The sequence below is a fragment of the Desulfovulcanus sp. genome, assembly GCF_982781345.1.
Map to the genome: position 1 here is coordinate 1 of NZ_CEYAEZ010000190.1, position 1,162 is coordinate 1,162.

The following is a 1,162-nucleotide window of genomic DNA, read 5'->3' on the forward strand; positions in this document are numbered from 1 at the left end:
TCAATACTCATATTTATTCCTTTAAGTATCCAATCTTCTCCTGACCTATACCTGAAGTACATATCTTCAACTTCTATAATAGGTGACATAGTACTGCAAGTAGTAGTATTGGTACTGTGAATGATGTAAGTAGTAGTGCATCATCTCTCGTAAATTTTACCTGTAATGGTATTTTCACATTACATCCTGTTATATCTATACCTCTCGAGCATAATGATGCTGTTATATCATCAATAGCTTTCTCTAAAATTGGTACTACACGTCTCTTCAACACATCTATTGAAAATTTCACCTTATTAATTATCCCTCTTATATATTGTTCATGAATCTTTAAGCTTGTTGTAAATTCTTCAATTATACTTACAACTTTTCTAAATATTAAGTATGTTGTTAAGAACATCATTGTCAATGAATTTCCGAAGAATAGTCTTACCATATATGCTAGAGATGTTACGGGTAGTGTAAGTATTAGAGATATATATAACATACCTATTGTTAAGACTCTAAGTATGAGTAATTGTGTCTCAGTATATAATCCACATAGTAGCATTGATATAGCTATTGCTGACAATGTTAATCCTATAGTACCCATATATGCTAAATATCTCTCCCTCTCTCTATGAGATGACACTATTGAAAATGCGGTTGTGAGAGATATTGCTGATAGTCCTAGTAGAAACATCTTACATGTTGTTAAGAATATTATTACAAATATTAGTAAGAATAGTATTGCTCTTGCAAGAATTGCACTTCTTCTCTTAACTATCTTTCTCAGCACATATCCTATACCAACTCCTATAAAGAACATTATTGGTACTAATTGATCGTAATCTATTACGAATGTCATAACTTATCACCTATTATATATCCTATCACTATACCAACTATGAGTGGAAGTACTATTGCTATAAAGTCAGCTGTTGGGTCAGGTACTACTTGAAATATCTTTAGGTGTAGTATCTTTGTTGCTGCTATATCTTCTGGCTCTTCTAAACTTATACCAGCTAGTCCAAGTGCTGTTACTATTATTGCTGTTATTAGTGCTATTATACCAAACATTAAGAGTATTGCTTTTCTACTCTTCTGCATGTGTGTAATTGCTCAGTCTCAAGTTTTAACGTTTTTCATAATTTGTAACTGTAAAATATTAAAAGGAAAAGTT

Annotated in this window: 2 protein-coding genes; both read right to left on the reverse strand. The window is 31.3% G+C overall.

Annotated elements, in window-relative coordinates:
• Positions 1-73 precede the first annotated feature (73 nt).
• Complete coding sequence (locus AC3WVG_RS12150; RefSeq protein ID WP_488798380.1) at positions 74-847, reverse strand: hypothetical protein; 774 nt, start codon at positions 845-847, stop codon at positions 74-76.
• On the reverse strand, positions 844-1,089 hold the full coding sequence (locus AC3WVG_RS12155) for a hypothetical protein (RefSeq protein WP_488798381.1): 246 nt from the start codon (positions 1,087-1,089) through the stop codon (positions 844-846). Before AC3WVG_RS12155 ends, AC3WVG_RS12150 begins: the two co-directional genes overlap by 4 nt.
• Positions 1,090-1,162: the final 73 nt, after the last annotated feature.